27 protein-coding genes are annotated in these 23,896 nt (G+C 65.0%); 14 read left to right on the top strand and 13 right to left on the bottom strand.

The genetic code is table 11. The annotated features are described in order from the left end of the window. Positions 1-2 precede the first annotated feature (2 nt). From NCS00_RS24265 to NCS00_RS24245, 5 genes are all read left to right on the top strand, one after another. Positions 3-998 carry a thiamine pyrophosphate-dependent dehydrogenase E1 component subunit alpha gene (locus NCS00_RS24265; RefSeq protein ID WP_008347155.1) on the top strand — a complete coding sequence of 332 codons (996 nt, stop codon included), beginning with the start codon at positions 3-5 and terminating at the stop codon, positions 996-998. An 18-nt stretch (positions 999-1,016) separates the two neighbouring features. After that, positions 1,017-2,033, top strand: a complete 1,017-nt coding sequence (locus NCS00_RS24260) for an alpha-ketoacid dehydrogenase subunit beta (protein ID WP_008347157.1) — start codon at positions 1,017-1,019, stop codon at positions 2,031-2,033. Next, positions 2,033-3,157, top strand: coding sequence for an acetoin dehydrogenase dihydrolipoyllysine-residue acetyltransferase subunit (locus tag NCS00_RS24255; RefSeq protein ID WP_250441194.1), 1,125 nt, complete (start codon positions 2,033-2,035; stop codon positions 3,155-3,157). The genes NCS00_RS24260 and NCS00_RS24255 overlap by 1 nt, the downstream gene beginning before the upstream one ends. A gap of 109 nt (positions 3,158-3,266) precedes the next feature. Further along, positions 3,267-4,019, top strand: coding sequence for a lipoyl protein ligase domain-containing protein (locus NCS00_RS24250; protein WP_250441193.1), 753 nt, complete (start codon positions 3,267-3,269; stop codon positions 4,017-4,019). Between the two features lie 18 nt (positions 4,020-4,037). Next, on the top strand, positions 4,038-4,868 hold the full coding sequence (locus NCS00_RS24245; RefSeq protein WP_250441192.1) for a hypothetical protein: 831 nt from the start codon (positions 4,038-4,040) through the stop codon (positions 4,866-4,868). A gap of 9 nt (positions 4,869-4,877) precedes the next feature. Here the strand turns inward: NCS00_RS24245 and NCS00_RS24240 are convergent, their stop codons facing one another. From NCS00_RS24240 to NCS00_RS24230, 3 genes are all read right to left on the bottom strand, one after another. After that, entirely contained in the window at positions 4,878-5,408 is a 531-nt protein-coding gene (locus NCS00_RS24240; RefSeq protein WP_033535907.1) for a YMGG-like glycine zipper-containing protein, read from the bottom strand. Positions 5,409-5,458: 50 nt separating this feature from the next. Then, complete coding sequence (locus NCS00_RS24235; protein WP_250441191.1) at positions 5,459-5,809, bottom strand: hypothetical protein; 351 nt, start codon at positions 5,807-5,809, stop codon at positions 5,459-5,461. A 173-nt stretch (positions 5,810-5,982) separates the two neighbouring features. Then, a complete protein-coding gene (locus NCS00_RS24230; protein ID WP_008347169.1) occupies positions 5,983-6,738 on the bottom strand; it encodes a DeoR/GlpR family DNA-binding transcription regulator in 756 nt (251 codons plus the stop codon). Between the two features lie 78 nt (positions 6,739-6,816). Here NCS00_RS24230 and NCS00_RS24225 point away from each other — a divergent pair, with 78 nt between their 5' ends. Continuing rightward, positions 6,817-7,404 carry an NUDIX domain-containing protein gene (locus tag NCS00_RS24225; protein ID WP_175982083.1) on the top strand — a complete coding sequence of 196 codons (588 nt, stop codon included), beginning with the start codon at positions 6,817-6,819 and terminating at the stop codon, positions 7,402-7,404. Here the strand turns inward: NCS00_RS24225 and modC are convergent. Genes modC through modA form a run of 3 tightly spaced genes read right to left on the bottom strand, consistent with a single transcriptional unit; the run spans position 7,393 to position 9,984 of the window. Beyond that, positions 7,393-8,511 carry a molybdenum ABC transporter ATP-binding protein gene (gene modC, locus NCS00_RS24220; protein ID WP_250441201.1) on the bottom strand — a complete coding sequence of 373 codons (1,119 nt, stop codon included), beginning with the start codon at positions 8,509-8,511 and terminating at the stop codon, positions 7,393-7,395. The two genes, NCS00_RS24225 and modC, sit on opposite strands and share 12 nt — an antisense overlap. A 19-nt stretch (positions 8,512-8,530) precedes the next feature. Continuing rightward, entirely contained in the window at positions 8,531-9,211 is a 681-nt protein-coding gene (gene modB / locus NCS00_RS24215; RefSeq protein WP_175982081.1) for a molybdate ABC transporter permease subunit, read from the bottom strand. A gap of 8 nt (positions 9,212-9,219) precedes the next feature. Further along, positions 9,220-9,984 (bottom strand): molybdate ABC transporter substrate-binding protein, encoded by a 765-nt coding sequence (gene modA, locus NCS00_RS24210; protein WP_008347177.1) that lies wholly within the window; start codon positions 9,982-9,984, stop codon positions 9,220-9,222. A gap of 304 nt (positions 9,985-10,288) precedes the next feature. Here modA and NCS00_RS24205 point away from each other — a divergent pair, with 304 nt between their 5' ends. The 4 genes from NCS00_RS24205 to NCS00_RS24190 all read left to right on the top strand — a co-directional run bounded on the left by NCS00_RS24205 (position 10,289) and on the right by NCS00_RS24190 (position 13,399). Further along, positions 10,289-11,086 carry an enoyl-CoA hydratase/isomerase family protein gene (locus NCS00_RS24205; RefSeq protein ID WP_250441190.1) on the top strand — a complete coding sequence of 266 codons (798 nt, stop codon included), beginning with the start codon at positions 10,289-10,291 and terminating at the stop codon, positions 11,084-11,086. An 18-nt stretch (positions 11,087-11,104) separates the two neighbouring features. Further along, positions 11,105-11,782 (top strand): glutathione S-transferase family protein, encoded by a 678-nt coding sequence (locus tag NCS00_RS24200; protein WP_008347180.1) that lies wholly within the window; start codon positions 11,105-11,107, stop codon positions 11,780-11,782. A 123-nt stretch (positions 11,783-11,905) separates the two neighbouring features. Next, a complete protein-coding gene (locus tag NCS00_RS24195; RefSeq protein WP_175982079.1) occupies positions 11,906-12,088 on the top strand; it encodes a hypothetical protein in 183 nt (60 codons plus the stop codon). A gap of 267 nt (positions 12,089-12,355) precedes the next feature. Next, a complete protein-coding gene (locus NCS00_RS24190; RefSeq protein ID WP_250441189.1) occupies positions 12,356-13,399 on the top strand; it encodes a PDDEXK nuclease domain-containing protein in 1,044 nt (347 codons plus the stop codon). Positions 13,400-13,583: 184 nt separating this feature from the next. Here the strand turns inward: NCS00_RS24190 and NCS00_RS24185 are convergent, their stop codons facing one another. The 3 genes from NCS00_RS24185 to NCS00_RS24175 all read right to left on the bottom strand — a co-directional run bounded on the left by NCS00_RS24185 (position 13,584) and on the right by NCS00_RS24175 (position 16,156). Continuing rightward, positions 13,584-13,901: a c-type cytochrome gene (locus NCS00_RS24185; RefSeq protein ID WP_008347185.1), complete on the bottom strand. Its 318-nt coding sequence runs from the start codon at positions 13,899-13,901 to the stop codon at positions 13,584-13,586. Then, the gene (locus NCS00_RS24180; protein WP_034472221.1) at positions 13,898-15,166 is read right to left on the bottom strand and encodes a PQQ-dependent sugar dehydrogenase; all 1,269 of its coding nucleotides are present in this window, start codon (positions 15,164-15,166) and stop codon (positions 13,898-13,900) included. Before NCS00_RS24180 ends, NCS00_RS24185 begins: the two co-directional genes overlap by 4 nt. A gap of 231 nt (positions 15,167-15,397) precedes the next feature. Continuing rightward, positions 15,398-16,156, bottom strand: coding sequence for a hypothetical protein (locus NCS00_RS24175; protein ID WP_250436972.1), 759 nt, complete (start codon positions 16,154-16,156; stop codon positions 15,398-15,400). Positions 16,157-16,337: 181 nt separating this feature from the next. On the opposite strand from NCS00_RS24175, the gene NCS00_RS24170 reads away from it, so the two are divergent. The 4 genes from NCS00_RS24170 (at position 16,338) to NCS00_RS24155 (ending at position 19,371) form a co-directional block, all read left to right on the top strand. After that, a complete protein-coding gene (locus tag NCS00_RS24170; protein ID WP_175982076.1) occupies positions 16,338-16,814 on the top strand; it encodes an outer membrane lipoprotein in 477 nt (158 codons plus the stop codon). Between the two features lie 54 nt (positions 16,815-16,868). Beyond that, a complete protein-coding gene (locus tag NCS00_RS24165) occupies positions 16,869-18,062 on the top strand; it encodes a polysaccharide pyruvyl transferase family protein (protein WP_250441188.1) in 1,194 nt (397 codons plus the stop codon). A 162-nt stretch (positions 18,063-18,224) separates the two neighbouring features. Next, the gene (locus NCS00_RS24160; protein ID WP_008347195.1) at positions 18,225-18,611 is read left to right on the top strand and encodes a potassium channel family protein; all 387 of its coding nucleotides are present in this window, start codon (positions 18,225-18,227) and stop codon (positions 18,609-18,611) included. A gap of 58 nt (positions 18,612-18,669) precedes the next feature. Further along, positions 18,670-19,371 (top strand): SDR family NAD(P)-dependent oxidoreductase, encoded by a 702-nt coding sequence (locus NCS00_RS24155; protein ID WP_008347197.1) that lies wholly within the window; start codon positions 18,670-18,672, stop codon positions 19,369-19,371. Between the two features lie 4 nt (positions 19,372-19,375). Here the strand turns inward: NCS00_RS24155 and NCS00_RS24150 are convergent, their stop codons facing one another. From NCS00_RS24150 to NCS00_RS24135, 4 genes are all read right to left on the bottom strand, one after another. Then, entirely contained in the window at positions 19,376-20,419 is a 1,044-nt protein-coding gene (locus tag NCS00_RS24150) for a sensor domain-containing diguanylate cyclase (protein WP_008347198.1), read from the bottom strand. A 209-nt stretch (positions 20,420-20,628) separates the two neighbouring features. Further along, on the bottom strand, positions 20,629-21,840 hold the full coding sequence (locus NCS00_RS24145) for an SAM-dependent methyltransferase (RefSeq protein ID WP_250441187.1): 1,212 nt from the start codon (positions 21,838-21,840) through the stop codon (positions 20,629-20,631). Beyond that, positions 21,837-22,607 (bottom strand): DUF1365 domain-containing protein, encoded by a 771-nt coding sequence (locus NCS00_RS24140; protein ID WP_250441186.1) that lies wholly within the window; start codon positions 22,605-22,607, stop codon positions 21,837-21,839. Before NCS00_RS24140 ends, NCS00_RS24145 begins: the two co-directional genes overlap by 4 nt. Then, entirely contained in the window at positions 22,592-23,893 is a 1,302-nt protein-coding gene (locus tag NCS00_RS24135; protein WP_250441185.1) for an NAD(P)/FAD-dependent oxidoreductase, read from the bottom strand. Before NCS00_RS24135 ends, NCS00_RS24140 begins: the two co-directional genes overlap by 16 nt. Positions 23,894-23,896 lie beyond the last annotated feature (3 nt).

Below are 23,896 nucleotides of genomic sequence, written 5' to 3'. Positions count from 1 at the left end.
AGATGACAGCGACGCAACATGCGGGCGGCTTGCCGCTCTCCAAGGACGAACTGCTGAGCGCGTATCGCAAGATGCGCACGATCCGCGATTTCGAAGAGCGCCTGCACGTCGATTTCGGACGCGGCGACATTCCCGGTTTCGTGCACCTGTACGCGGGCGAGGAGGCGGCGGGCGTCGGCATCATGACCCATCTGAACGATGGCGACCGCATCGCGAGCACGCATCGTGGACATGGACACTGCATCGCGAAAGGCGTCGATCCGGTCGCGATGATGAAGGAAATCTACGGCAAGAAAGGCGGCTCGTGCAACGGCAAGGGCGGCTCGATGCATATCGCCGATCTGTCGAAAGGGATGATGGGCGCGAACGGCATTCTCGGCGCGGGCGCGCCGCTGATCTGCGGCGCGGCGCTCGCGGCGAAGTTTCGCGGCAAGGGCGAAGTCGGCATCACGTTCGCGGGCGATGGCGCGTCGAACCAGGGCACGTTTCTCGAAAGCCTGAATCTCGCGGCCGTGTGGAACCTGCCGGTGATCTTCGTGATCGAGAACAACGGCTATGCCGAATCGACCGCGCGTGACTACGGCACGGCCGTCGATAGCTACGTCGATCGCGCGGCGGGCTTCGGCATTCCGGGCGTGACCGTCGACGGCACCGATTTCTTCGCGGTGTACGAAGCGGCGGGCGAGGTCATCAAACGCGCGCGCGAAGGCGGCGGGCCGGCGCTGCTCGAATGCAAGATGATCCGCTTCTACGGTCACTTCGAAGGCGACGCGCAGACGTACCGCGCGCCCGGCGAAATCGACGATATCCGCTCGAACAAGGATTGCCTGAAGAAGTTCGCGGCCGCCGTCACGCAAGCCGACGTGATCTCCCCGGGAGAACTCGACGCGATCGACAAGGAGGTCGCCGCGCTGATCGACCGCGCGGTGCAGGAAGCGAAGGACGCCCCTTTGCCCACCGCCGCCGATCTGCTCACCGATGTCTACGTCAAATATTGATTCGAGGAGACAAACACCATGGCCCGCAAACTGAGCATGAAGATGGCGATCAACGAAGCCATCGATCAGGAAATGACGCGCGATCCGAGTGTGATCGTGCTGGGTGAGGACATCGTCGGCGGCGCAGGCGCGGACGGCGAGAAAGACGCGTGGGGCGGCGTGCTCGGCGTCACCAAAGGTCTGTACGCGAAGCACGGCGATCGCCTTCTGGATACGCCGCTCTCGGAATCGGCATACGTGGGCGCGGCGATCGGCGCGGCGGCGTGCGGCATGCGTCCGGTCGCGGAGCTGATGTTCATCGACTTCATGGGCGTGTGTTTCGACCAGATCTTCAATCAGGCGGCGAAGTTCCGCTACATGTTCGGCGGCAAGGCGGAAACGCCCGTCGTGATCCGCGCGATGGTCGGCGCGGGCTTTCGCGCGGCCGCGCAGCATAGCCAGATGCTGACCTCGCTGTTCACGCACATTCCGGGGCTGAAGGTCGTGTGCCCTTCGACGCCCTACGACACGAAGGGATTGCTGATTCAGGCGATCCGCGACAACGATCCGGTCATTTTCTGCGAGCACAAGAATCTCTACGGCTTCGAAGGCGAAGTGCCCGAGAACTCGTATGCGATTCCGTTCGGCGAAGCGAACGTCGTGCGCGACGGCAAGGACGTGTCGATCGTCACGTACGGCTTGATGGTGCATCGCGCGCTGGAGGCGGCCGCGACGCTCGCGAAGGAAGGCATCGAAGCGGAAGTCGTCGATCTGCGCACGCTGTCGCCGCTCGATCTCGATACGGTGCTGGAGACGGTCGAGAACACGGGCAGGCTCGTCGTCGTCGATGAGGCGAACCCGCGCTGCAATATCGCCACGGATATTTCCGCGCAGGTCGCGCAGCAGGCGTTCGGCGCGCTGAAAGCGGGCATCCAGATGGTCTGCGCACCGCATACGCCGGTGCCGTTCTCGCCGACGCTCGAAGATCTTTACATACCGAGCGCCGCGCAGATCGCCGACGCCGCACGAAAAACCATGAAGGGAGGAAAGCACTGATGGCCGCAATCACACCGATCGTGATGCCCAAATGGGGCTTGTCGATGAAGGAAGGCACGGTCAACGAATGGCTCGTGGAGGAGGGCACGGAGATTACCGTCGGCATGCCGATCCTCGATGTCGAAACCGACAAGATCGCCAACGCCGTCGAAGCGCCCGACGCGGGTTTGCTGCGTCGGCGGGTCGCGTCGGCGGGCGATACGCTGCCGGTCAAGGCGCTGCTCGGCGTGCTCGCGCCGTCCGACGTGAGCGACGCCGATATCGACGCGTACGTTTCGTCCTACGTCACGCCCGCCGAAGATGAGGAAGCGGGCGAGGAAGCGGCGGCGTATCACTTCGTCGATGTCGATGGCATCCGCGTGCGCTACGCCTCGCGCGGCGGCGACGATGCGAGCCGGCCCGCGGTGTTGTTCATCCACGGCTTCGGCGGCGATCTCGACAACTGGCTGTTCAACCTCGATGCGCTCGCCGAAAGGAACCGCGTATTCGCGCTGGATCTGCCGGGCCACGGACAATCGACGCCTAAAGTGCCTGGAACGTCTCTGGCAGCGCTGGCCGCGTTCGTCGGCAAGTTCATGGACGCCGTGGGTCTGGAAGCGGCGCATCTCGTCGGCCATTCGATGGGCGGCGGCATCGCGGCGCAGATGGCCGTCGACCAGCCGTCGCGCGTGCAGTCCGTGTCGCTCATATCGCCTGCCGGCTTCGGCGATGAAGTGAACAATGCGTACACCGAAGGCTTCGTCACGGCCGAATCGCGTCGCGAGCTGAAACCGGTGGTCGAACTGCTGTTCGCGAGTCCCGAACTCGTCAGCCGCCAGATGCTCGACGATCTCCTGAAGTACAAGCGGCTCGACGGCGTCAGCGACGCGCTGACATCGCTCAACGGCGGCTTGTTCGCGGGCGGAAAGCAGAGCGCGCTGCCGGGCGGCAAGCTGGCTGCGTCGGGCAAGCCGGTGCTCGTGATCTGGGGCGAAAAGGACCAGATCATTCCCGCCGCGCACGCGAAGCATGCACCGGAAGGCGCGACCGTTCGCGTGTTCGACGACGCCGGGCACATGAGTCAGATGGAGAAGGCCAACGAAGTCAACGCGTTGTTGAAGGAGCACGTAGCCAAGGGCGGCTGATCGTCCGGCGCGCGCCGCGGCGGAGCAGGACACCGTCGCGGCGCGTCCGCGCGTTCTTGACTACCATGTCGGGATCGCGTCTGCGTCGGCGCGTCATTCCTTCGATGCCATGCCCTTCCAACTGATCGATCCCGCCGCGCTTTCCGGCGATCCGCACGATCCGCTGCAAGCCGAAGAAGCGCTCCTCGCGCGCGCGGCCGCGGGCGATGCCGTCGCGCATGTCTGGGACGCGCCTGCATCGCTCGTCGTGCCGCGCAGCTATCAGCGTTACGCGGCGCTCGCCGACGCGCGCGAGGCTTTTGCTGCGCGCGGCTGTCCCGTGTGGCTGCGTCTGTCCGGCGGCGGTCTCGTTCCGCAGGGTCCGGGCGTGCTCAATCTGAGCCTCGCGTATCCGGTGCGCGCGCCGATGAGCGCGCTGTCCGAAACCGTCTACGTGCATCTGTGCCGGATTCTCGCCGATGCGCTCAGCTCGCTCGGCGTGCTGACGCACTGGCAGGCGGTCGAAGGTTCTTTCTGCGACGGCCGCTTCAATCTCGCCTGGGGCCCCGGCGACGACGCCCGCAAGATCGCGGGCACCGCGCAGTACTGGCGGCGCGTGCCGCACGGCGACAAGGACCAGCCGCTCTATGCGGTGCTTGCGCACGCCGTCCTGCTCGTCGATGCCGATCCGATCGAAATCAACGAGCGCGCCAACGCCTTCGAAGCGATGATCGAAAGCGGACGCCGCTACGAAGAACTGCGGATCGTGACCGTTGCGCAGGCGCTCGCCTACGAATGCTTTTCGATGCCCGCCGACCTGCGCGAGCGCGTGCGCGCGACATTGATAGACCGCGTGAAGGATGCGTCGCCGCCGGAACAATAAAAACGCATCGAGGTGGCCATGCCGCTCAGAAGTGCTTCGAACGGGTTCTTCTTCGCGCTTTGGGTGGCCGTGTGCGCGGCCGCGCCCGAATTTCTGTGGCAAGGGCTGTTTTCGCTCTTCGGCCATTTTTCGCTGACCGATGCCGCCGCCGCGCTCCTGATCGGCGCGATTCTCGCGTTCTTCGTCGAGCCGGTGCTGGAGCGCTTGCGCGGTCTGTCCGACGCGCACGAGCCCGCCGAGAAATCTCCCGCTTTCGCCGCGTGCGAGGCGTTGAGCTTTGCGATCGTCGCCGTCTGCGTGCACGAGGCGATCACCGTGTATGTCGCAGCGAGTCACTCCAACGAGCAGGCAAGCGAGAACCTCGTGAAAGCCGTGGCGCAGGCGCTGCAATGGGCGATGACGCCGTTTTTCATCACGATTGCGTGGATGGCCGCGCGCGCGCCGTCGTGGATCGCGTGGCCGATTGCGGCGCTGTCGATCATCGTCGGTTTGCTGGTCGGCGTGATATTCGGCTGGAGCGCGCATGTGCTCGTGACGAGCGCGATTCCCACGATAGCCGTGCTGATCGCGGGATGTCTCATCGTGCGGGAACAGTGGGATGCGTTCACGTTCAGGCGCTGCGCCCGCGCGACCGGCGTGATCGCGCTCGCCTGGCTCGTGCTGACGGGCGCGCTGCAACTCGTGCTATGGCTCGCGCACGTACAGGCGTTTCGCGTGTATGAGCGATCGGAGTTCTGGAGCGACTTGCGGTTTTATATCGGCTGGGTGACGGGCTTGCTCGTGGCGCCGTCGTTCGTGCCCGATGCGCCGCTCGCCGCCGGCGGCGATGACCGGCGCGTGCGGCATTGACTCAGTCTGTCAGTAAGTTCCGGGCGGCGGCTGCCAGCCCGGCGGCGGCGGAGGCGGCGGAGGCGTGGTGGAATACGCGCCGCCGGACGGCTGAACCATGCGCGTCGAGCCGCGTACCGGCACTTTGTCGCCGGCGGCGTACATGCATTGCAGATACGCGTAGTCGTAGCGCTGCTGCACGTTGTAGCCCGATGCCTGCGATGCCCCGACGCCGAACGCGCTGCCGGTCAGAAGGCCCGCGCCCGCGCCGATGGCCGCGCCCGATCCGCCGCCGAAGGCCGCGCCCGCCGCCGCGCCGAGCGCGGTGCCGACGACCGCGCTGCCGACCGCGCTGTTGGTCGCCGCCTGATTGGCGTCCACGCCGCCGACCTGCTGAAGGGCAAACTGGCGGCAGGAGTTGTCATCGGCGCGGAACTGGTCGAACGTTTTGGTGCTGCCGGGTAGCGCCATCACGCTGGGGCCGGTAGGCATCACGGTGCAGGCCGAAAGGCCCGTCACGCCGATTGCCGCCAGTAAAAGGCCAAGCCTCGAGTAGTTCATGGATTCTTGCGAATTCGCTTCGTTATCGGTTTTCAAAGTGCCGAACAGCATCAGTTCGATGGCGGCGGCGTCGCCGGAACCGGACGCCATGCGTTGGCGCATTGCTTCACGTACGGGTAATAGGCCTTCGCGGAGTCGCAGTAGTACCACATGCCTGGCTGCTGCTCGGGCGCGCCCGGATCGGCGGCGGGCTGACCCTGCTCGACGTATTGAACCGGCGCGGCAGGCTGAACGACGACGGGCGGCGGCGGATAGTAGTAATACGGCGCCGGCGCGACGGGATACGGGTAATACACGGGTCCGCCGACCCACACGCCGACGCGCGCCCAGGCGTACGCGTTGGCGGTCACGCCCGCGCTCGCGATCAGCGATAGCGCGATAAAAGCCTTCAGGCGATTCACGTCCTTCTCCAGAAAAAATGTTTGCGATGTCGATGGCACCAACGGAAATCCGACCTCCGCAGTTGACCTGACATAGCGCATCCTCGAACGCTATTCCCTTTGCCGGAGAATTTCAATTACGCGGAACGGCGCGTATTTTTCGGCGCGTTACCCGGTAACAAAGTGTCGTGAATTCATGCGCGCAGCACGGTGATTCCGGCGCGTTCGATCGGTTCGACGAGCTTCGCGTCGGCGGTTTCCTCGACGATGACCGTCTGAGCCAGATCGATCCCGCCGATCCTGTAGGCCGAAGCCGCGTTGAGCTTCGCCGCCGACGCCAGCACGACGGTTTCCGCCGCGCGCGCCGCGAGCGCGCGCTTGACGTGCGCTTCCTCGAAATCGCCGGTGGTGAGGCCGGCCGTCGGATGTACGCCGGTGACGCCCATGAAATAGAGATCGGCGTGAATGTGCGACATGGCTTCGACGGCAGCGGCCCCGACCGTGACGATCGAATGCTTGTAGAGCTTGCCGCCGATCAGCACGACGTCGACCGAAGCGTGCTCCGCCAGCGCCACGGCGACGCTCGGACTATGCGTGACGATCGTCGCGGACAGATTCGCCGGCAACTGACGCACGAGCAGCGCGGACGTCGTGCCGCCGTCGATGATCGCGATCTGCCCCGGCGCGATCATGTCCGCCGCTTTCTTCGCGATGCGCCGCTTCGCCTCCGATTCCATGTCCTCGCGCCGCGCGAACGGCGCGATCGCGGGCGAAGCAGGCAGCGCGCCGCCGTGCACGCGTTGCAGCAGCCCTTCGGCCGCGAGTTCGCGCAGATCGCGCCGCACCGTGTCCTCGGAAATGCCGAAGCGTGCGCTTAGTTCGGCGGCGAGCACCTGGCCGTCGCGTTTGAGGGCATCGAGAATCGCTTTCTTGCGCTGACTGGTCAACATTGTTTGCACGAAATTTCTTGATATTGCACGAAACTGCACGCTACCATGAGTTCAACAACTTGTCGAACGGGTGAACCGATGGAAACGAGCGAGCGCGTCCGCATCCTCAAAACCGAAGTGCTGTCGGACGACTGGTACGTCCTCAGAAAAGTGACTTTCGATTTTCAGCGCCGCGATGGCGTCTGGCAGCGTCAGAGCCGCGAAACCTACGATCGCGGCAACGGCGCGACGATTCTGCTGCGCGATCGCAAGACCGGCAACGTGCTGCTGACGCGCCAGTTCCGCATGCCCGCGTTCGTCAACGGACACGACGGCATGCTGATCGAGTCGCCCGGCGGCCTGCTCGACGACGCCACGCCCGAAGAGCGCATTCGCGCGGAAGTCGAGGAGGAAACGGGCTATCGCGTGCATCGCGTCGAGAAGATCTTCGAGGCGTTCATGAGCCCGGGATCGGTCACGGAGAAGCTCTATTTCTACGTCGGCGATTACGACAGCTCGATGCGCGTTTCGGACGGCGGCGGCGTAGAGGAAGAGGGCGAGGAAATCGAGACGATCGAAGTCCCGCTGCAAACCGCCATGCAGATGATCGAGCGCGGCGAAATCATGGACGGCAAGACGATCATGCTGCTGCAATACGCCGCGCTCGCGGCGCGTTCAGGCGAGTAGCGACACCGTCTTCACCTGCGCCCACAGGCGCATGCCTTCGACGATGCCTAGCCGGTCCAGCGAATAACGCGTGACGCGCGCGAGCAGCGGCGAGCCGTCGACGTCGAGCCGCACCACGGCTTGCGACGGATGGGCGTCCTTCGCGATGCCGATCACCGTCGCGGGCAGCACGTTCAGCACGCTGCTGCGCTCGTGCTCGTGCGTGCCGGTGACGAGACTCACGTCGCGCGCCTTGATGGCGACGCGCATCGTCTTGCCGCAGGACAAAGGCGTATGCACGACGGCGAGCTTCGCGCGCGAGCCCGGCAGCGCGAGCGTGAGCAGGCCGTACTTGCTGTCGTATCCGTCGACGATTCCCTCGAACACGACCGATGCGTCGTCGGCCATTGCGAGCGGCAGATCGAGCCGCGCGAGCGTATCGGCGATCGGCCCGCTCGCAAGCGCACGGCCGCCTTCGAGCAGCACGAGATGATCCGCGAGGCGCGCGACTTCTTCGGGCGCGTGGCTCACGTAGATCACGGGAATGTCGAGTTCATCGTGCAGGCGTTCGAGATACGGCAGGATTTCCTGCTTGCGTTTTTGATCGAGCGACGCGAGCGGTTCATCGAGCAAAAGCAGACGCGGACTCGTCAAGAGCGCCCGCGCGATGCCCACGCGTTGCCGTTCGCCGCCTGACAATCCGGCTGGCATGCGCTCCAGCAGATGCGCGATGCCGAGCAATTCCGCCGCCTGCGACAAATCCACGCGCCGCTCTGCCGGTTTCACGCGCTCCAGCCCGAAGCGCAGATTCTTCTTCACGCTCAAGTGCGGAAAGAGGCTCGCTTCCTGAAAGACGTAGCCGAGCGGGCGCTTGTGCGTCGGCAGAAAAATGCGGCGCTCGGTGTCGAGCCAGACTTCGCCGTTGACGACGAGCCGCCCGGCGCGCGGCCGCGCGAGTCCCGCGAGACAGCGCAGCAGCGTGGTTTTCCCGGAGCCGGAATGGCCGAAGATCGCGGTGACGCCGCGACCGGGCAGCGCGAGATCGATATCGAAGGCGAAACCCTCGTGCTCGACGAGAAAGCGCGCTTCGATGGCTTCGTCGGAACGGGTATGCGCGCGGTCGAGCATCACGCGTTGATAAGTGAGTTCAGACATGAGCCGTGACGGAACGTCGGCCGGAGTAGAGCAGCAGAAGAACGACGAACGAGAATATCACCATGCCGCCCGCGAGCCAGTGCGCCTGCGCGTATTCGAGCGCCTCGACGTGATCGAAGATCTGCACGGACACGACGCGCGTGCGCCCCGGAATATTGCCGCCGATCATCAGCACGACGCCGAATTCGCCGACGGTATGTGCGAAGCCGAGAATCGTCGCCGTGACGATGCCCGGCCGCGCGAGCGGCAGCGCCACCGTGAGAAACGTGTCCCACGGACCGGCGCGCAATGTCGCGGCGGCTTCGAGCGGACGGCGCCCGATCGCTTCGAACGCATTCTGCAGCGGCTGCACGACGAACGGCATCGAATAGATCACCGAGCCGACGACGAGCCCCGTGAACGTGAACGGCAGCAAGCCGATACCGAGCGCCTGCGTGATCTTGCCGACATAACCGTTCGGCCCCATCAGCACGAGCAGATAGAAGCCGATGACCGTCGGCGGCAGCACGAGCGGCAGCGCCACCACCGCGCCGACGACGCCCTTCAGTTTCGAACGCGTATGCGTGAGCCACCACGCGATCGGCGTGCCGACGACGAGCAGGAGCACCGTTGTCAGCGACGCGAGTTCGAGCGTCAGCGTAATAGCCTGGAGATCGGCGCTATCGAGCGGCATCGGCGAAATTAGAGTTGATAACCGTAGGACTTGATGACTTCGGCGGCCTTCGGACCCTTCAGGTACTCGATGAACTGCTTCGCGACCGGATTGTCCTTGCCCTTGTTCAGGATAACCGCGTCCTGTTTGATTGGCTCGTGGAGGTTCGCCGGCACGATCCACGCCGAGCCGCTCGTGACCTTGCCGTTCTTGTAGATCTGCGACAGCGCGACGAAGCCGAGCTCCGCGTTGCCGGTCGCGACGAACTGCTGCGTCTGTGAAATGTTCTGGCCTTCGACGACCTTGGGCTTGATTTCTGCTGCGAGGCCGAGCTTGTCGAGCGTCTGATAGCCGGCGAGACCGTACGGCGCGGCCTTCGGGTTCGCGATCGCGATGTGCTTGAACGCGTTCTTCTTCAGCACGTCGCCTTTATCGTCGACGTAGCCGTCTTTCGCGGACCACAGCGCGAGCGCGCCCGTCGCGTAGGTGAAGCGGCTGCCGGGAACGGTCGCGCCTTCGCTGTCGAGCTTGGCGGGCGTGGCGTCGTCGGCGGCGAGGAACACTTCGAACGGCGCGCCGTTCTTGATCTGCGCGTAGAACTGACCCGTCGCGCCGAACGATGCGACGACCTTGTTGCCGGTGTCTTTCTCGAAGTCGGCGGCGATCGCCTGCACGGGCGCCGTGAAGTTGGCCGCGACCGCGACCTGCACTTCGCCGGCCAGCGCGGATGCCGAAGCAATGCCCGCAGCGAGCGGAACGAACGCGCAAAGCAAAGCGCGCAGAATACGAGTCATCACGTAAAGCTCCTTGAATCGAGTTGAAATTCTGCTTATGGAACGACTTCAGGCGGCGCGTTGGAGGCCGCGAGCGTGTGGCCGTAGGGTCCGGCGAGCACCGTAATATATACGAGTATATTGCGTCGGTGCATGGGTTTCGGCGCGACTCGTCGGATGATTGTTTGATGGACTCATTGTGAGTGACACTCAAATATATGAGTTGACCGTTTTCGTGTTTTTCGATGACACTGATCGCCGAAAGGTAAATTGCCAGCCACGATAAACTGAGCCGCGCTCAATTCGAGCGCGCAGGAGACGAAGCATGACCGACGCAGCGAATCTGCAACGCCTGAAGCTCGGCATCGAAGGCCACGTCGCGCGCGTGACGCTCGATCGCCCCGACGTGCGCAACGCCTTCGACGACGCGACCATCGTCGAGCTGACCGCCGCCTTCCGCGCGCTCGACGACGACGCCAACGTGCGCGTTATCGTGCTTGCCGCGAACGGTCCGGCATTCTGCGCGGGCGCCGATCTCAACTGGATGAAGCGCATGGCGGGCTATTCGGAAGCGGAAAATCGCGCCGATGCGCTCGGTCTCGCCACCATGCTCAACACGATTTACGCCTGCTCGAAGCCGGTCATCGCGCGCGTGCAGGGCGACGCCTACGCGGGCGGCATGGGACTCGTCGCCGTGTGCGATATCGCGGTCGCGGCGGACACGGCGCACTTCTGTCTCTCCGAAGCGAAGCTCGGCCTGATGCCCGCGACGATCGCGCCGTACGTGGTCCGCGCGATGGGCGCGCGCGCGGCGCATCGCTATTTCGTGACGGCCGAGCGCTTCGATGCCGCCGAAGCGCTGCGTCTCGGTTTCGTACACGAAGCCGTCGCCGCCGATCAGCTCGATGCGCGCGTCGAAGCGATCGCCGCGAGCATCGCCGCGAACAGTCCGAACGCCGTGCGCGAATGCAAGAAGCTCGTCGCGGATTTCGCGGGCAAGGAGATCGACGAATCGTCGATCGGCGAGACGGCGGAGCGCATCGCGCGCATCCGCGCATCGGACGAAGGGCGCGAAGGCGTGCGCAGCTTCCTCGAGAAGCGCAAGCCGTCCTGGCTCGTTTGAAGCACCGGAGGAATCGACGTGATTACGCTGCATCACTGCGTGAGCGCGCGCTCGTTCCGGCCGCTGTGGGCGCTGGAAGAAATCGGCGTGCCGTATGAACTGAAGATGCTGCCGTTTCCGCCGCGCGTGTTCGCGCGCGGTTTCAAGGACGTGAATCCGCTCGGCACGATTCCGGCGCTCACCGACGATGCGGACGACGCGCTTTTCATGACCGAATCGTCGGCGATCTGCCAGTATCTGGCGGCGCGCTATTCGCCGGGCGCGCTCGATGTCGCGCCGCACGAGGCCGATTTCGGCCGTTATCTCAACTTCGTGCATTTCGGCGAAGCGACGCTCACGTTTCCGCAGACGCTCGTGCTTCGCTACGCGCATCTGGAGCCGCCGGAGCGGCTGCAGCCGCAGATCGTCGAGGATTACGCGCGGTGGTTCCACGCGCGTCTGCGCACGCTCGCGCCGCTGCTCGACGCGCAGCCGTATCTGTGCGCGGGGCGTTTCACGGCGGCGGACATTTCCGTCGGCTACGCGCTGATGCTCGCGGAATTGCTGGGGCAGAGCGCGCACTTCGCGCCATCGATCGCGGAATACTGGCGGCGTCTGCGCGAACGCGAAGGCTTCGTCCGCGCGCTCGAGGCGCAGGAAGCCGCGGCGCTCGCGCAAGGCGTATCGACGACGGCGTCGCCACTGCTGCGTCCGTAGTTACCCTCCTTCACGTCCCCCCGTCCGTAGGGCTGTGCGAAGCGCCGCGCAGCCGTACTCTTCACATCACGCGCTGACGTTCACGCGCGCCGATTCAGAGAGTCTTACTTGACGAGGTTGGCGATGATCGTTCTTTCCTGGTTCCTGTCGGTTGTCCTTGCGCTGCTCGCGACGGCCACCATTGCGATGGCGCTGCCGACATCCCCCGCGGACGAACTGAACGCCACCGCGCCGCAATCGATTTTCAGCATCGAGATGAATCGCTTCGACGCGGTGCTCGCGTCGTGCATGCCGAATGCCGACTGACGACGACGACGACGGCGGCGCGCGCGGGGCGCGTCGTTGGGCGGCGGAAGTAAGTGTTGTCGAATCAATGCGTTGCAGCAAAATCTGAAACGATATCCACAGGCTTGTGCCCAGTTTCTGTGGACAACATAAAGCATCGAGGCCGAAGAGCCTGGGAAGATAACCCCAAGCCAGGCGCCACGGGCGCGTCAGGAGACCAACCGACGCAGCAGCAGAATCCGCCGATAATGACGGTTCCACGACAACCGGCGTCGAACCAGGAACCGCATGACCGCCAATCTTCCCAACTTCTGGGACGACGATTACCGGCGCTGGCTCGCCGAACTGAAACTGCGTGTCGAGCGCGCGCGCCAGCGGGCGGCGGCCAGCGCGAACCGGGAGCTCGTCACGCTGTACTGGCAGATCGGCCGCGATATTCTCGATCGTCAGCGGCGACAGGGCTGGGGCGCGGGCGTCATCGATCAGCTCGCGCGCGATCTGAAATCGGCGTTTCCCGACATGCGCGGCTTTTCACCGCGCAATCTGAAATACATGCGCGCGCTCGCGCAGGCGTGGCCGGACGAGGCATTCGTGCAGCAGCCTGCTGCACAATTGCCGTGGTTCCATCTCTGCACGCTGCTCGACAAGCTCAAGAATCAGGACGATCGAAGCTGGTACGCGGCGAAGGCGCTGGAGCACGGCTGGTCGCGCCAGATTCTCGTGATGCAGATCGAAACCGCCGCGCACACGCGCAGCGGCAGCGCGGTCACCAATTTCGACGAGCGCCTGCCGCCGCCGCAATCCGATCTGGCGCGCGACGCGCTCAAGGATCCATACATCTTCGATTTCCTCGGACTCGCCGAAAACGCGCAGGAACGCGATATCGAACAGGCGCTCACGCAGCACATCACGCGCTTTCTGCTGGAGCTGGGCGCAGGCTTCGCGTTCGTCGGACGGCAGTATCGGCTGGATGTGGGCGGCGACGAGTTCTTCATCGATCTGCTGTTCTATCACCTGAAGCTGCGCTGCTACGTGGTGGTCGAACTGAAGACGACGCCGTTCAAGCCCGAATACGCCGGCCAGCTCAATTTCTACCTCTCCGCTGTCGATGCGCAACTGAAGGCGCCCGACGATCAGCCGACGATCGGGCTTTTGCTGTGCAAGGAGAAGAACCGGCTGGTCGCCGAATATGCGCTGCGCGGCGTCGCGAAGCCGATGGGCGTCGCCGAATATCAGCTGCTGCGTGAAGTTCCGGCATCGCTAGAGACGACCCTGCCTTCGATCGACCAGATCGAGGCCGAATTGCGCGGCGACATGCCGGACGAGCGGTGAAGCGGCCAGAAAATTAGGCCAAAAAAAAAGCCCGCTTCAGTTGAGCGGGCTTGAATCCACATCGGTTGAGACATGGAGGAGACAGGTGTTAGTATAAACCCTTAAGCCGCCACGTCAACACCTAAAACAAAAAAAATCGCAATCGGTAATCGACCGCAGCAAATTTGCAACACATCGGCGGCGGTCACTGCTTGCCGAGGCTGTGATAGTAGGCGGCCAGATTGGCGACGTCCGCGTCGGACAAGGTTTTCGCCATCATCGACATCATTTCGTTCTTGCGCTCGCCCGTGCGGAAATCGTTGAGCGCCTTCACGAGATATTCCTCCGTCTGCCCGGCGAGATTGGGCGCTTCCGGCAGTTTCGACATTCCGTCGATGCCATGACACGCCGCGCACGCCGTCGCCTTCGCGCGCCCGGCTTTGATGTCGCCGGCGGCGAACGACGCGGAAGCGCCCGCCGCCAGAACGCCCGCGAGCACCGCCGCCGTCAGCGCGACCCTCATTTGGCCCCCGAATACGAAATGCGATAGATCGCGCCCGCGTAGTCATCGGAGACGAGCATCGAGCCGTCTTGCAGCATCTGCACGTCGGCGGGACGGCCCATGTACTCACCGCTGCTCGTCAGCCAGCCTTCCGCGAAGACTTCCGCCTCGCCTGCGGTGCCGTCGTCCTTGATCGGCGTGAACATGATGCGCGCGCCGATCGGCTTCGTGCGGTTCCACGAGCCGTGCTCCGCAACGAAGATGCCGCCCTGATACTTCTGCGGGAACATCTTCCCGTTGTAGAACGACATGCCGAGATCGGCGGCATGCGCGGCGAACTCGACCTGCGGAAACACGAGACCCGCCGGCGGATTCTGGTCCTTGTATTCCACCGTTCGCACCTTGCCGCCGCCGTACCACGGAAAGCCGAAGTTCTCGCCGCCCTTGGTCGCGCGATTCAGCTCGCCCGGCGGGGTGTCGTCGCCCATGCCGTCGACCTGGTTATCGGTGAACCAGAGCGTCTTGTCCTTCGGATTGAAATCGAGACCGACAGAATTGCGCACGCCGTGCGCGTAGACTTCGCGGTTCTTGCCGTCCTGATCCAGACGGATGATGCCCGCGAGCCCATTCCTGTCGAGTTCGGCGAGCTTGTCTTTCGGCGGTACGTTCCACGGCTGGCCGAGCGCGATGTACAGCTTCTTGTCCGGCCCGACGCGGCAGTAGCGCGCGCCGTGATTGAAGCTTTCGAACTGCGTCGGGATCAGCTTGCCCTGCGGGACGACGACCGCCGCGGCGACATCCGGTCCGCCTTCGCCGAAGAACTGCGCCGCCGGGAAGCCGAGCACGCGGTTCTGCTCGACCACGTAGAGCACGCCGTCCGGCGAGAAGCAGACGCCATTGGGCACCTTGAACGTCACCGACGACGCAAACTGCACGACATCGCTCGCTACGCGTTGCTTGGTCCGGTCAGTCACCTGCCACACGCGATTTTTGCGGCTGCCGACGAACACGACGCCCGTCGAAGGCTCGATCGTCATCGCGCGGGCCTCGGGCACGACGGCGTATAGCTCGATTTTGAAGCCGGGCGGCAATTTGATCTGCTCGAGATTCTTGCGCAGCGCATCGGCCGTCTGGCCAGCTTGCGGAATGGTTTCCGGCGGTGCGGCATTGCCCGTCTGCCGGAAATTCGAAAGCGCGTTGATGTTGTCCTGCGCGGCGTTCGCGTGCGGCACGCAGGCGATCATCGCGCCGACGGCCAACGGCAAAAGCTTGAACGTTGCGTTCATCCGGTTTGTCTCCTGTTGTTGTTAATAACCGGAGCGGACGTTTCGGTGGCGCCGTCCGGTTCCATGCAAAGCAAAAGGTGCTCTCGGAATTGCACTGAACAAAACACGGCCACTTCCGCCGACGCGCGCATCGCACGACGCTTCGGCAATGAAAACAATCTTAGGATAGAAATCGCTTAAGTAAGCAGCGGATGACTAAGTTTCGCTGCGGCGCGCGGTTGCATGCGGCATCTATTTCCGGCCGTCGAAGAGAAAGACGTCGGTGCGGTCCGGGCTCGGCAACGCGACGAGTAGACGCGCGCCGTCGAGCACCGCGTGACCGGTCACGGTCGTATCGGGAAGCGGGCAGGGCGCGGGGCCGAAGGTCACGGAGACGTCGTAGGCGTTCGCGCCTTGGTGCGGCGCCGTCGTGCCTTTGAAGATGCAGCCGGATGTCGTCGTGCCGGCGAGATAGCCGTCGCCCGCGACCGTGATGCGCGTCTGCGTCGTTCCGCCGAGCGACATGCCGCGTCCGCTGTACAGGCCGCCCGCGTTGGCGCGGCTCGGCGCGATGTCGAGCATCGGCGCGGCGTTGGCGGAAAACGCGAGCCCCGCGCCGCCGTCCTTGTTCGCGACAGTTCCATCGACGGCGGGCGCGCGCGCGAAGTTCACGCTGAAAACGGCCGCCGACGCAGGCGCCTTGCCCACGCGATAGTCGAATGCGGCGTCGCTGATGAAGCGGCCATCGCCCGATTGCTTGCCGTTCTTCGCGACCGCGACGCCCGCGAGTCCCGCGCCGCCCGCGCTTGCGTAGAAGAGATAGGCTGTGCCGTCGAAAAGCATGAGAAGCGTGGCTTGCGCCGTGCTGCCCGTGAGCGAGCCTTTGTAGACGCCGCCCGAAGGTAGCGTCGTCGTAACGGCGCCGGGCGGCGGCGCGGAGTTGGAACCGCCGGTGGAACATGCAGCGAGAGCGATGGCGCAAACCACGAAGGGAATTGCGTTTCTTGTCATTCTGCACTCCGGTCGCGAGCGATGAGAGTCCTGTATAAGCGCTTCAATCATGCAGGTCAAGCGCGTCGCGCCGGCTCATTCAGCGCTCATTCGGCCTCTTTACGATGCTTTGCATGGCAACGCGATACGCGAAACGCGAGCCGAAACCAACAAGACATCGTCCGATCTGAGGAGCAAGAACATGAACAAGTCGACTATCGCGGTCTGCGCTTTGGCCGTCGCCTGCACGGTGGGCATGAGCGGTTGCGCATCGATGGGAAGTTCCGCCGACATCTACGACAGCATGCAGACGCAACACGAGGAAACGGTGCGTATGGCGACCGTCGAAAGCGTGCGCGGCGTGACGATCGAGAACAACGACGGCCATCCGGCTCCGTTCGGCGCGATCGGTGGCGGCCTGCTCGGCGCGGTGGCGGGCAGCGCGGTCGGAGAAGGACACGGCTCGCTGCTCGCCGGCGTGATCGGCGGCATTGCGGGCGCGGTCGCGGGCGATCAAATTCAGGATCATCTCGAACGGCAGAAGGGACTCGAAATCACCGTGCGTCTCGACAACGGCGATTTGCGCGCGATCACCCAGGCCGCCGATGGCCAGATGTTCTACGCCGGCCAGCGCGTGCGTTTGCTGTCGAGCGGCGGCATCACGCGCGTGACGGCGTGATCGTGTGAACGAAGTGTGAACGTGCAGAATGAGCGGATCGTGAGGTGCGTTCGGATGGGAAGCAATCGGCGGATCATCGTGTTCGGCGCGTTCGACCGGCATAACTTCGGCGACATGTTGTTCGCGCATGTCGTCGCGGCCTTGCTCGCTGAACGCCGTCCGAACGTCGAACCGATATTCGCCGGATGCGCGCGGCGCGAACTGCGCGCGCACGGCGGCCACGGCGTCGCCGCGCTTTCGCAACTGGCCGCGCGCTGGCGCGACGAGCCCGTCGTGCTGATCCACGCGGGCGGCGAGTTGCTGACGTGCGACGCGTGGGAAGCCGCCGTGATGCTGAAGCATCCCGACGAAGCGCAAGCCTGCATCCCCCGATACGAGTCGCGCGCGGCGGATCGAAACGCGTGGGCGCGCGCCGAACTCGGCATGGACGCGCTCGCGCCGTACGTCATCGGCCGCGAGATGTTTCCGCGAGCGGCGTCGATTTCCTTCGATGCGATCGGCGGCGCGACGCTCGACGCCCGCGATGCCGCGTTTCAGGCCGAAGTGCTGGCCAAGCTCCGTTCAGCCGATGACATCAGCGTCCGAGACACGCACACGCAAGCCTTCCTGAAGCGCGCGGGAATCGACGCGCGCCTCGTCCCCGATCCGGCATCGATGGTCGCCGAGCTTTTCGACGCGCGCATCCGGACGCGCGCCGGCGCATGCCGCGCGTTCCCGCGCGGTTATCTGGCCGTCCAGTTCAGCGCGGATTTCGGCGACGACGCGACGCTCGCGCAAATCGCGCATCAACTGGATCTGATCGGCGCATCGACGGGACTGGGCATCGCGCTGTTTCGCGCGGGCGCGGCGCCGTGGCACGACGACATCGCGGTCTACGAGCGCATGGCGGCGCGTATGCGCCATCCGTCGGTGACGATCTTCGATTCGCTCGACGTCTGGGACATCTGCGCGCTGATCGCGAAAAGCGACGGTTACGCGGGCAGCAGCCTGCATGGCCGGATCGTCGCGATGGCGTACGGCTTGCCGCGCGTGAATATCGCGCACGCGGACGCGGCCAAGCAGCGCGCGTACGCCTCGACGTGGGAGATCGCGGGCGCGCCGGGTGTGGTGAGCATCGCCGAATTGCACCCCGCCATGCACGAAGCGCGGGCGATGGATCGCGCGGCGCTTCGCGAGACGGCATCGGCGCTCGCGAAGGCGCATCGGGCGGGATTCGAGCGTGTCGCGCGATCGGCGCTCGGGCCATGAAGACGCGAAATCCGGATACGACCTGACGGCCGCCGAAAGCGGCGCGAAGGCGTCCGGAAAGGCGAGATCGGCGCTGGCTGAATAACGCGCCCGGATGCTTCGGGCCGATGCGGGCGAAGGTAGGATGACGGCTTTCGTTCACGCGCCGCAGGTCCATTCCGAATGAATAGCATCACGAAACTCTTCAAGGTCGAAACGATCAATTCACGCGAGGTGACGGTCGAGTTCATCCGCGCGCTGTGGCATTTGCGCTCGCTGCTCGGCACGCTGCTGATGGCGTTCTTCGCGCTCTGCGCGGCGATGTTCTGGCTCGGCGCGCCCGTCGAAACCGCGACGCACGCGCGCGTTTCGTTCGGCGCAACCGTCTATTACTGCGGCGTGACGGCGCTGACCATCGGATACGGCGATGTCGTCGCGACGACGGGCATCGGGCGAGCCTTGTCGATGTTGCTGGGCTTGTATGGCGTGCTCGTCACCGGCACGACGACGGCGGTAGCCGTGTTCGCGGTCCAGCGCGCGGTGAAACGCGATCCGCGACACGCGCCCTGAAGATCGCCGCGTTCCGTCCTATGCTTCATCAGGCGCCATCGAAGGGAGCGACAACGTCATGAACAGCCTCGAAGGAAAGATCGTCGCCATCACGGGCGGCTTCGGCAGTCTCGGACTCGCGACGGCGCGCGTGCTCGCGCAACGCGGCGCGCGGGTCGCGCTGATCGGCCACGGCGCGGCGTCGGAAGCGTTGCCCGCGCCGCTCGGCGACGCGTGCATCGTGACCGGCATCGATCTGACGGATGCGAAATCGGCGCAACAAGCCATCGATACGGTCGTTCAGCGGACGGGCGGCCTCGATGCGCTCGTGAACGTCGCCGGCGCATTCGCCTGGGAAACGGTCGCGGACGGCAGCGCCGACACCTGGCAAGCGATGTTCGATGTCAACGTGAAGACCGCGCTCAACGCATCGAAGGCCGCGCTCGCGCAACTGGGCGCGAAGGAAGGCGGGCGCATCGTCAATGTCGGCGCGCTCGCGGCGATGAAAGCGGGCATGGGGATGGGCGCTTACGCGGCATCGAAGGCCGCGCTGTTGCGCCTGACCGAAGCGCTCGCCGAAGAGTTGAAGGACACGGGCGTGACGGTGAACGCGGTGTTGCCGTCGATCATCGATACCGCGCCGAATCGCCGCGACATGCCCGACGCCGATTTCTCCCGCTGGGTGCGGCCCGAAGCGCTCGGCGCGGTGATCGCGTTCCTGCTTTCGCCGGATGCGCAATGCATCACGGGCGCGGCGATTCCGGTGACGGGACGCGTCTGACGTTTCAGCGCGACTGCGCCTTGAAGCCTTCGCCCTGCATGCCCGCGCGATCCACCGCCGCAATGCGGTTGCGGCCGTTGTCCTTCGCCTGATACAACTGCGCGTCGGTCAGATTGATGAACGCCGTCACGTCCATGCGCTCGCCCGGAACGACGGTGCCCACGCCGAAGCTCGCCGTCACTCGCTGATCGTGCGGCGAGCGCACGTGCGCAATCGCTTCCTCGGCGATCAGCGCGCGGCAACGCTCCGCGACGCGTATCGCGGATTCGGCGTCGGTATCGGCGAGAATCAGCGCGAATTCCTCGCCGCCGAACCGGCCGAGAAAGTGCTGCGGACCCGCCGCCTCGCCGAGCACGCGCGCAATGCGCTTCAGACACTCGTCGCCCTGAACGTGGCCGTAGTAATCGTTGTACGACTTGAAGAAGTCGATATCGATCATCACGAGCGACAGCGGCTTGCCCGAATCCTTCGCGGCATGCCATTCGCGCGCCATCACGTCGTCGAAGCGGCGGCGGTTGCCGACGCCCGTCAGGCTGTCGCTGAACGACAGGCGTTCCAGTTCGCGCTGCATTTGCGCGAGCTTTTCTTCGGTGCGCTTGCGTTCGCTGATATCGAACATGAAGCCGATCAGCGCCTCGACCTCGCCTTTCTCGTTGCGCTCGACGTGCACGACATCGCGCAGCCACACGTAGCCGCCGTCGCGGGTGAGCGCGCGGTAATCCGCTTCGTGATCCGTGCCCGCCTTCGATTGAGAGACGCAGAAGTTGACGACTGCTTCGCGGTCGTCGGGATGCATGCGCTCGGCCCAGTCGTTGACCGTTTTCCACGACGACGGCGCCCAGCCGAGCAAGGCCTCGATCTGCGGGCCGATGTAGGCGAATTCCATCGTCGCCCAGTCGATCTTCCACGGAATCGCCTTGGTCGATTCGAGCAGCGTGCGATAGACGGCGTGATCGTCCTCGCCGAGCGCGCGCTCGGGCGGCGCGAGTGTGTCTTCGTGCCGCAGGAAAGCGGCCTGGAGCGAACTGTCGGATGGGGCGCGATTCATCGTGTGCGGTGGCGGCGATGCCTGGTGGACGTGTGCGTGTGTTATCGGCAACGTCCGCCGATTCTGAAGTCGCGCGTGAGGTTTCGGACTTTACTGGTGGGAAGTGCGCGCGCAGTCGCCTATGCTCGCCGGGTAGCTGCAACGCTACAAGGTGGTCTCGTACCTTTGCCCCGACAGGGTCGGGGCTTTTTTTCGCCCGATCGACGTCCTCACCCCTCCCGCCACACCACAAAGTGCATGACATCGGTGCGCGCCTCGTCGAAGCCCGCTTCGCAATAAGCCAGATACAGCCGCCACGTCCGCACGAAGGCTTCATCGAATCCTTGCGCGCGGACTGCATCGGCGTGCATCTCGAACGCGTCTCGCCAACACCTCAGCGTCCTTGCGTAATCCGCGCCGAACGAAAGCGTCGCGCGTGCATCGAGTCCCGCGCGCCGCGCCGCGCGTGCGAAGCGCTCCGGGCTCGGCAGCATGCCGCCCGGAAAGATCGTCTCGCGGATGAAGTCGCTCGACGCGCGATACGCGGCAAAGCGCGCATCGTCGATGGTGATCGACTGCACGAGCGCCTTCGCGCCCGGCGCGAGACAGCGGCGCAGCACGCGGAAATACGCCGGCCAGAACCGTTCGCCCACGGCTTCGAACATTTCAATCGACACCACCGCGTCGTACTGTCCATACACATCGCGATAGTCGCGCAGTTCGATATCGACAAGCCCGCTCAAACCTTCGCGCGCCACGCGTTCCACGGCGAACGCATGCTGCGCGGTCGAAACGGTCACGCCGTGCACGCGTATGCCGAGACGCGCCGCGTGCCGCGCGAAGCCGCCCCAGCCGCAGCCGATCTCCAGCACGCGCATCCCCGCCGTGAGTCCGAGCGTATCGACGATGCGCCGATACTTCCGTGCCTGCGCCGCTTCGAGCGGAAGACCGGCGTCGCCATCGAACCATGCGCTCGAATACGTCCACGTCGGATCGAGCCAGAGCCCGTAGAACGCGTTGCCGATGTCGTAATGCGCGTGAATGTTGCGGCGGCTCCCCGCGCGCGTATTCAGGCGCAGACGATGCCGCACGTTGTGCCAGCACCGCGCGACAAAGCCGCCCGCGACCGTGCGCGCGAGCGCCGTCTCGTTGCGGATCGCGAGCCGCAGCAGGGCGCACGGATCGGGCGTATCGAGCCATTGCGCCCGATACGCCCGCGCGAAGCCGATGTCGCCCGCGCGCAGAATCGCCCGGCACGCGCGCCAGTCGCGGATGAAAAGAAGCGCGGCTGGTTGCATCAGCGGATCGCCGAACACAGAGCGCCCGCCATCCGGCATGACGAGCACGAGATGTCCGACGCTGATGCGACGCAGAAGGCCGAGAAAGATCCGCGCGGACATCGGCATCGCCGATGTCGCGGAGAAAGATCGCAGCAGGTTCATGGTCCCGTCTCGTCCCTCGTCGGTGGATGCTTGCCGTAAAAAGGCACGCGCTTCATCCACAGCCGCAGCGCCTGCCAGTGAATGCGCGCGGCGACGCCCGCGGCGAAGAGCGGCGCGCACAAGAGCGTGCGACACGCGAGCGCGCCGGTGAGCGGCTGCGCAACGAGACCGATCGCGGTGCGCAGCAGCAGCCCGTCGCGGTCGCGATAATCGATCGAGATGCTCAAGCGGTCGCCACGCTGCCGCACGCGAAACGCGTAGTCGCCGGCGACATCGCAAAAGGGCGAAACGTGCAGCGTCTTGCGGCAGACGAGCACGGTGTCTTCGACGATCGGCGCATGATCCTGCGCGCTCAGCAAATAGCCGCGATGCTCGCCGAAGGTGTTGCGCACATCGGCGTAAAGCGCGCGCAACGCGCCTGCGCGGTCATGACAGAACCAGAAGCTCACCGGATTGAACGCGTAGCCGAAGACGCGCGGAATCGTCAGAAGATGGATTTCGCCGTCGGCGGGAATGCGCGACTGCGCGAGGCACGCCCGCATCCATAGATCGAGATCGCAGTGTTCGCGCGGGCCGTAATCGCATCGAAACAGCGCGAGCGGCCGAATGCGGTCGATGCCGAACCACGCACGGCGCAACGCGTCGAGACGCGCGACGTCGCAACGCACGTAGCGCACCGGATACTCGAAGCGATGCCGCGCCGGACGCAGCCGCTCGTGCATCACGCGGCCCGTCAGCCATTGCGCCGTCTTCATGGTCGCGCCCATGCCGGCTGGACGCCGAAATCGCGCGCGACGCGCAACGCCGATTTCAGGCCGTCTTCGTGAAAGCCGTAGCCGGTCCACGCGCCCGCGTGCCACGTCCGGCGCACGCCCTGAATGCGCGGCAGACGCGCCTGAGCATCGATGGCGGCGAGATCGAAGAGCGGATGTTCGTATTCGTAGCGGCCGAGTTGCGTGCGAGGCGCGGGTTCATCGACGGGATTGAGCGTGACGATGACCGGCGTCCTGAAAGGAAGCGGCTGAAGCTGATCGAGCAAATAGCTCACGCAGACGGGCGCGGCCGCGTCGCGCGCAAGCGCCGCACGCGCGCCGATGTAGTTCCACGCCGACCACACGCGGCGGCGGCGCGGCAAGAGCGCGCAATCCGTATGCAGCACCGCGACGTTGCGCTGATACCGCACGGCGCCGAGCACTGCGCGCTCGTCGGCGGATGCGTCGTCGATGAGGTGCAGGCTCGTCGGTGCGTGCGTCGCGAGCACGACGGCATCGAAGCGCTCGGGACCGGCATCGTCGGTCATCACGGTGACGCCGTTGTCGTCGCGGCGCACGCCTCGCACGGGCGCGCGCGTGCGTGCGTCGTCGAGCGTGGCCGCGATGCGCCGCACATACTCGCGCGCGCCGCCCGCGACGGTCTTCCACGGCGGCCGGCCGTTCACCTGCAATAGCGCGTGATTGAGACAGAAGCGCAGGAACGTGGCGGCGGGAAAGCGCAGGATGTCGTGCGCGGCGCTCGACCAGATCGCCGCGGCCATCGGCAGAAGATAGTGGCGCTGAAACGGCGCGCCGTATCCGCCCTCGACGAGCAGTTCGCCGACCGAGCAGCGCGTCGCGCTCACGCGTTCGAGCTGCCTATGAGCCGATGCATTGAAGCGCAGAATGTCGCGCAGCATGCCGATGAACGACGGCGAGAAGAGATTGCGCCGCTGCGCGAACACGGTGTTGAGGTTTGTGCCCGCCCATTCGAAGCGTCCGCCGTCGAGCGAAACGGAAAACGTCATGTCGCTGCGATGCGCCGCGACGCCGAGTTCATCGAACAGCGCGATGAGATTGGGATACGTTCGGTCGTTGAACACGAGAAAGCCCGTATCGACGGGATGCTGCACGCCGTCGAGCGCGACATCGACGGTATGCGTATGGCCGCCGAGATAATCGGCGGCTTCGAAAAGCGTCACGCGATGCGCGCGCGAGAGCAGATACGCGCTCGCGAGACCGGCGATCCCCGCGCCGATCACCGCGATGCGCTGCTGTCTTTCTTTTGTCGATGATTCCATGAC

Source organism: Caballeronia sp. AZ1_KS37 (assembly GCF_023631165.1).
GTDB lineage: Bacteria > Pseudomonadota > Gammaproteobacteria > Burkholderiales > Burkholderiaceae > Caballeronia > Caballeronia zhejiangensis.
Note: the sequence above shows the minus strand (reverse complement) of the source record. Positions and strands in the feature narration are given on the sequence as shown.

What these genes read in the sequence shown, in the direction of transcription:
- NCS00_RS24250 (WP_250441193.1), top strand. Translation starts at nt 3,267, where the DNA reads ATGCCCTTCCAACTGATCGATCCCGCCGCGCTTTCCGGCGATCCGCAC.
- modA (WP_008347177.1), bottom strand. Translation starts at nt 9,984, where the DNA reads ATGACTCGTATTCTGCGCGCTTTGCTTTGCGCGTTCGTTCCGCTCGCT.
- NCS00_RS24180 (WP_034472221.1), bottom strand. Translation starts at nt 15,166, where the DNA reads ATGAACGCAACGTTCAAGCTTTTGCCGTTGGCCGTCGGCGCGATGATC.
- modC (WP_250441201.1), bottom strand. Translation starts at nt 8,511, where the DNA reads ATGCTCGACCGCGCGCATACCCGTTCCGACGAAGCCATCGAAGCGCGC.
- NCS00_RS24165 (WP_250441188.1), top strand. Translation starts at nt 16,869, where the DNA reads ATGGGAAGCAATCGGCGGATCATCGTGTTCGGCGCGTTCGACCGGCAT.
- NCS00_RS24185 (WP_008347185.1), bottom strand. Translation starts at nt 13,901, where the DNA reads ATGAGGGTCGCGCTGACGGCGGCGGTGCTCGCGGGCGTTCTGGCGGCG.
- NCS00_RS24135 (WP_250441185.1), bottom strand. Translation starts at nt 23,893, where the DNA reads ATGGAATCATCGACAAAAGAAAGACAGCAGCGCATCGCGGTGATCGGC.
- NCS00_RS24160 (WP_008347195.1), top strand. Translation starts at nt 18,225, where the DNA reads ATGAATAGCATCACGAAACTCTTCAAGGTCGAAACGATCAATTCACGC.
- NCS00_RS24225 (WP_175982083.1), top strand. Translation starts at nt 6,817, where the DNA reads ATGGAAACGAGCGAGCGCGTCCGCATCCTCAAAACCGAAGTGCTGTCG.
- NCS00_RS24255 (WP_250441194.1), top strand. Translation starts at nt 2,033, where the DNA reads ATGGCCGCAATCACACCGATCGTGATGCCCAAATGGGGCTTGTCGATG.
- NCS00_RS24175 (WP_250436972.1), bottom strand. Translation starts at nt 16,156, where the DNA reads ATGACAAGAAACGCAATTCCCTTCGTGGTTTGCGCCATCGCTCTCGCT.
- NCS00_RS24150 (WP_008347198.1), bottom strand. Translation starts at nt 20,419, where the DNA reads ATGAATCGCGCCCCATCCGACAGTTCGCTCCAGGCCGCTTTCCTGCGG.
- NCS00_RS24145 (WP_250441187.1), bottom strand. Translation starts at nt 21,840, where the DNA reads ATGAACCTGCTGCGATCTTTCTCCGCGACATCGGCGATGCCGATGTCC.
- NCS00_RS24245 (WP_250441192.1), top strand. Translation starts at nt 4,038, where the DNA reads ATGCCGCTCAGAAGTGCTTCGAACGGGTTCTTCTTCGCGCTTTGGGTG.
- NCS00_RS24140 (WP_250441186.1), bottom strand. Translation starts at nt 22,607, where the DNA reads ATGGGCGCGACCATGAAGACGGCGCAATGGCTGACGGGCCGCGTGATG.
- NCS00_RS24240 (WP_033535907.1), bottom strand. Translation starts at nt 5,408, where the DNA reads ATGAACTACTCGAGGCTTGGCCTTTTACTGGCGGCAATCGGCGTGACG.
- NCS00_RS24190 (WP_250441189.1), top strand. Translation starts at nt 12,356, where the DNA reads ATGACCGCCAATCTTCCCAACTTCTGGGACGACGATTACCGGCGCTGG.
- NCS00_RS24205 (WP_250441190.1), top strand. Translation starts at nt 10,289, where the DNA reads ATGACCGACGCAGCGAATCTGCAACGCCTGAAGCTCGGCATCGAAGGC.
- NCS00_RS24230 (WP_008347169.1), bottom strand. Translation starts at nt 6,738, where the DNA reads ATGTTGACCAGTCAGCGCAAGAAAGCGATTCTCGATGCCCTCAAACGC.
- NCS00_RS24195 (WP_175982079.1), top strand. Translation starts at nt 11,906, where the DNA reads ATGATCGTTCTTTCCTGGTTCCTGTCGGTTGTCCTTGCGCTGCTCGCG.
- NCS00_RS24155 (WP_008347197.1), top strand. Translation starts at nt 18,670, where the DNA reads ATGAACAGCCTCGAAGGAAAGATCGTCGCCATCACGGGCGGCTTCGGC.
- NCS00_RS24265 (WP_008347155.1), top strand. Translation starts at nt 3, where the DNA reads ATGACAGCGACGCAACATGCGGGCGGCTTGCCGCTCTCCAAGGACGAA.
- NCS00_RS24170 (WP_175982076.1), top strand. Translation starts at nt 16,338, where the DNA reads ATGAACAAGTCGACTATCGCGGTCTGCGCTTTGGCCGTCGCCTGCACG.
- modB (WP_175982081.1), bottom strand. Translation starts at nt 9,211, where the DNA reads ATGCCGCTCGATAGCGCCGATCTCCAGGCTATTACGCTGACGCTCGAA.
- NCS00_RS24260 (WP_008347157.1), top strand. Translation starts at nt 1,017, where the DNA reads ATGGCCCGCAAACTGAGCATGAAGATGGCGATCAACGAAGCCATCGAT.